General features: G+C 34.0%; 5 protein-coding genes. All 5 read right to left on the bottom strand.

The window, feature by feature from the left end; genetic code table 11:
- Positions 1 to 248: 248 nt before the first annotated feature.
- The 5 genes from BP621_RS06355 to BP621_RS06335 all read right to left on the bottom strand — a co-directional run bounded on the left by BP621_RS06355 (position 249) and on the right by BP621_RS06335 (position 4,419).
- Positions 249 to 1,115, bottom strand: coding sequence for a DUF1638 domain-containing protein (locus BP621_RS06355; RefSeq protein ID WP_292388595.1), 867 nt, complete (start codon positions 1,113 to 1,115; stop codon positions 249 to 251).
- A gap of 15 nt (positions 1,116 to 1,130) precedes the next feature.
- On the bottom strand, positions 1,131 to 1,934 hold the full coding sequence (locus tag BP621_RS06350; protein ID WP_349682051.1) for a DUF1638 domain-containing protein: 804 nt from the start codon (positions 1,932 to 1,934) through the stop codon (positions 1,131 to 1,133).
- A gap of 114 nt (positions 1,935 to 2,048) precedes the next feature.
- Positions 2,049 to 2,627: a TetR/AcrR family transcriptional regulator gene (locus tag BP621_RS06345; RefSeq protein ID WP_292388594.1), complete on the bottom strand. Its 579-nt coding sequence runs from the start codon at positions 2,625 to 2,627 to the stop codon at positions 2,049 to 2,051.
- A 113-nt stretch (positions 2,628 to 2,740) separates the two neighbouring features.
- On the bottom strand, positions 2,741 to 3,370 hold the full coding sequence (locus tag BP621_RS06340; protein WP_292388593.1) for a DUF3786 domain-containing protein: 630 nt from the start codon (positions 3,368 to 3,370) through the stop codon (positions 2,741 to 2,743).
- 32 nt (positions 3,371 to 3,402) lie between these two features.
- Positions 3,403 to 4,419 carry an epoxyqueuosine reductase gene (locus BP621_RS06335; protein WP_292388592.1) on the bottom strand — a complete coding sequence of 339 codons (1,017 nt, stop codon included), beginning with the start codon at positions 4,417 to 4,419 and terminating at the stop codon, positions 3,403 to 3,405.
- Positions 4,420 to 4,935 lie beyond the last annotated feature (516 nt).

Below are 4,935 nucleotides of genomic sequence, written 5' to 3'. Positions count from 1 at the left end.
TAGGAATACACTTGTTTACTCCAACTACGGCACTATCAAATGCAAAAAAATACACAGAAACACATAGGTACTCTTCTCAGTGTCTGTAGATATCGATTAAAATAAGTGTTACTAAACAGAAACTATATTTTTGTAAAAAATAGGCAATGAAGTTATAGATACCTTAAGCCAAATGGGAATTTAGGTAATTCATTACAATATACCTACATTTTTAAATAGGCAAAATAATTCTAATATAGTTAAAACTATTACAGATTTTTATATATATCTGTTTTAGCTTCCATGTAAGAATTAATTGCTATCTTCATTGTCCCATTTACGTTGATAATATCCATGTTAAAAATTTTTGCAAATTCAGACGCATTTCTATGAAAATTAACATCTTTATAGTCTGGGTTATTAATTTTAAAAAGAAGACTATACATAGGGGAATTTAGATATTTGCTAATCTTTTTATAAGATTCAGAAGATTTGTAATTAGTTTCATTCAGGTCGGAAAGCACCATTGGTGTTGCATATATAGCTCCTTTACTATTTCCCGATAACATTGTTTTTGTGTAAATCTCGTTTCCTCCAAGTGCTATGCTTATACAGTCATCAACAACGTTTCTTCCATCATCCCTCAGAAAATAAACAGGACAATCAAGTTGCTGCAATTCTGCTTGAACTTTTTCAGAACTGAAGCCACATTTTCCATAGAATAGAAGAATACCATTTGAGATTTTTGACATTTCTTTGGCATTCAGATAAACTTCAGATTGCAAAAGATCAATATCAGAATGTAAAGCTTTTCTAAGAAGATTCACAACAACAGTTAATTCTTGTTTTTTTTCCTTATTGAATATAAGATCAGATATTTTTTTGCAGAGAGGAATATTCGAGAACTTTCTCACGAAACTACCGAGTGATTCTCTATTGATTTCCGATATAGTAGGATACAACTTGTCAGAAGAAAACGTAAAGGGCTTAAGATTTTCATACTTGAGTTTTTTTATAAATCGAAAGCTGTTTCTGTTCTCTACCACAAATAGCCTTTTAATTTCAGGGTCTTTTGAGAGAACATATACTAGTTCATCTTCAAGTATTTCACAAGCAACTATACTTAATACAGGCATTGAAAGACCCTTTAATCAAACTACATTCATGATTTCTTTCTTGATGGAAAGATAGCACTTTTCAAATATCTTCTGGGTCCCACTGACCTCAAATGTATTATATCCAAACAATTTTGCGTATTCATTGATCTTTTTATCGATATCTTTTACATATGTAAGACCTGTATTGACCTTTGCAACCCTTGAGTACCCCGCTAAGTCATTAATTTTTTTTGCCATTTTTAATGCTTTATCAGGATTACAATTAAGTTTATTGATGTTTAAAAGTTCTCTCCATGAACTTGCATACATAGGTGTAAAGAAGAAAGCAGGCTCTTTGCTGTGGGTTTTAAGGAGTTTGAGGTAGTTTGCACCACCGCCTACTGTTGCTCCTATGCAGTCATCTACAATTCTTTCATCATCCCTTAGTATCCGCACAGTGCAACCATCTTTTTCCAGACAAAAATCTTCCTCCACGTTGCCTAGAACATTACCACAAAGACCGTAAAAAATGAGTAACCCATTAGAAAATGGTATCATTTCCCTAATCTTTTGATATACTTCAGACTTCAATATTTTTGGTACTGCATGAAGCCCAAGTTCCATAAGGTTAATCACAACAGTGAATTCATCATTGTCGATATTATTAAGCATCTGTGGCAACTTTTCAAAAGGAACAACGTCATAATAGATGTGCTGTTCATCTAGTTTTTCTGTAAATTCAGAGATATTCTTATTTGCTACAATTAGAACTCTCTTTATTTGAAAATCATTTGCAATAAGCCAAACTATTTCATCTTGAAGCATTTTACAACTTAAAATACTCATAACAGGCATCATAGACCGCCTCCAAACTTATGCATCCTACTAGTTTCAATTCTATTGGGCAAAAAATTGATTTAATAATCAGAAATTCTCTACCTATATGTAAGTAGATACTAAATGTAAAAAAAATTAATCTTTCCACCCAAGGTCAGATTTGATTAAAGAAATGGATCTAACAAGTGTTTTTCTACCTTGGATGCTAGATAACAGTCTTGCACCCATTAATGTTTCAACTATCAACTCCGCGCGTGTTTCGACAGGGTCTGAAAAATTAAATTCCCCCTGTTCTAGGCCGATTCTGAGAACCTTGGAGATCCAATCTAATATATAATGAATTAGCAACAAATTTTGCTTTTTAACTTCTTCAGGAAGTTTATCAAAATCAAGGATCACTGAACCAGGAGGGCAGATACGTTTGCCTTCATCAAAATCCTTCAATGCGTAATCGAAATAATATTGAAGCTGCTCACGAGCAGACCCTCCAGATTCCACTATTTGGACAATAGTCTTGGCTAAGTTCTCTCTGCTATCTTCGAGCAAGGCAGCAACCAAATCTTCTTTTCTAGGATAGTAATAATGTATTGAAGAATTTTTTATACCCAGTTTTTGGGAAATATCATTATAGCTAAATCCATTATAACCTTGACATTGCAAAAAGTGTCTTGCGTAATGGAGTATTTGTTGCTTGGTCTGATTTTTATCTGTCATATAAATACACATATTTTTTTAAGTACTTGGATAATACGCATTCATATAAATTTAGTTCCTAGATCAATCTATAAGAAAAGCATCTTGCATTTCATATAATACATGCATCAGTATTATACCCATCCAGCTGTATCTCCTGTTTTTGCTGTCATGATTATTGCTCTTACAAGACATCCCTCTAAAAAAGCCAGACATTCAAACTCCAGAAAGCGCGAAGCATTTTTATCAAACAGAATTTGAACTTCACAAGGAAATTCATTATCTTCTTCATAATATACGATTTGGAGGAGGATTTTAGGCAATGCTTCAAGAAGCCATGAATAGCCGCCCGATTTCAGCTTGCCGTTAAAAACCCCACCTAATCTGCAAATAGCTTCACCGAATGTTGCATAATCTTGACTGAATGTTTTACCAAGCTGATCGGTCATCCATTTTGTATTTGTGCCGGATGTTATTACTACGCCGGTAAGATTATAAATTGGCACATATGAATACGCAGGTTCGCCCTTGCCTTTAGATAATAAATAGTAAGCCAGAACACTGCGGTTGTTGACATTAACCGGCTTGCCGTCAGTTGGATAAACACCGTGAGAACTCATCTCATATTCCCGACCAAGAAAGTTGACAGATAGAGACCCGTTCGGCTGAAGTAACAAACCAAGCCGTTCAGCAACTTCTACAAAATCGCATTTGTCTAGTTTGAGTATGAGGCTTTCATAAATTTGTTCATAACCACTATTCATAAAATACTCACTTTCCGAATGGGCTTATTATATTATATACCAAGTTGCTGACAGGCCCATAATGCAGTATTATGAATATTCTGATCAGGATTCTCTACAGCTTCTTTAATATATTTATGATACTTCTGATCTCCGCTGTTGGCCATAGCCCTCAAAGCATTACACTTCCATATCCATAGGCCATCTTGTCCTATATACCAAAACCTGGGTTGAATTATATTAAGGAAAGTTTCTTCATCCATGTTCCATATACTTTCGAGAGATAAATGTGGTGCAATATCTGATAGATCAACAAAATTTTCCTTTTCTTCCCATTTATTTTTATTCTTGGGACATACATTCTGGCAGACGTCACATCCATATACCCAGGTTCCCATCTCGGCTTTCAGTCCTTCTGTCTGCGAATTCAACCCACTCGTAAGATTAGCGATGCACTTTTCCCAGTTCATTGATAAAGGCATGTTCAAAGCTCCTGTTGGACATGAATCTATGCATTTATTGCAATTATCTGGACAATTTAATGAACGTGTTGGCTCATCATATTCCATTTCACTGTCAATTACCCACGTTTCAATGAAGACCCAAGAACCATATTCCTTCGTGTAGAAAAAGTTGTTATTGCCTATACGTCCTAAGCCGGCATTTACTGCAGCCAGACGAGCTGGAACTATTCCATAAGCATATTTAATCCCCAGCTCGCTTAAATAAGCTTCAAACTCGAGTCTCCAAGAGTATTCTTTAGAGTGTTTGATTCTTCCATCAACTAGGTATGCTTTTCCTATATAACCATCGAATTCCTTTGGAATTTTATATTTTCCATATCTTCTAACACAAACAATAATTGATTTGGCCCACTCTACATTTTTTTGAGGAAAAGCTAGAGGATACAGCATTTCATATAATGCACGTGACTCAGAGAAATTTCTAATCCTTTCATCAAGACGTGATGAATATTCGTCAACCAAATCAACTGGTGTTATTCCACATAAATCGTAACCTATTCCTAAGGCTTTTTCTTTGATACATAGTGAAAGATTGATACTACTCAATTTCTTGTTCCTCCAAATTTAGACTAGATTCTTCATAATTTAATTTTTATATAATTAATCTACCTACATGTAGGTAGATAATTTATAAGTAGATAATGGTTAAAGGTTCCGTTGTAAAAAATTATGTGTTAGTAGTAAAATCTGTTTTACAGCAAATAATCTATAACTCTAATTTCTTAGGATGTTTTGATATCCGAACCTTTTAGGGTAAAAGGTTCGGATATCGAACACCCTTGAAACCTTAGTTTGACAGCATAAATTAAATTTAGTGGGAAGCTTCAATTTTTTGTCAAAAATTAATTGACAGTATTCATAAATTTCGTCAAATTGCCTCTGATGTTCCAGCTTCACAATCACTATAAGGTAAATTAGTAGAGATTTTTGCCCCATTTTAGCACTTTTGGCACCTGACTTTTTGGATAGTATCTAGATTTTATCTGAGATTCATGCTATCTGTCAAATTCTATATCAAAAATCATAAAAATGACAGAGCCATTTATTCATTTATTTAAGAGA

This window comes from Methanosarcina sp. UBA5 (genome assembly GCF_002505485.1).
Taxonomy (GTDB): domain Archaea; phylum Halobacteriota; class Methanosarcinia; order Methanosarcinales; family Methanosarcinaceae; genus Methanosarcina.
The sequence above is the reverse complement of the archived record's forward strand: the minus strand, read 5'-3'. Positions and strand labels throughout refer to the sequence as shown.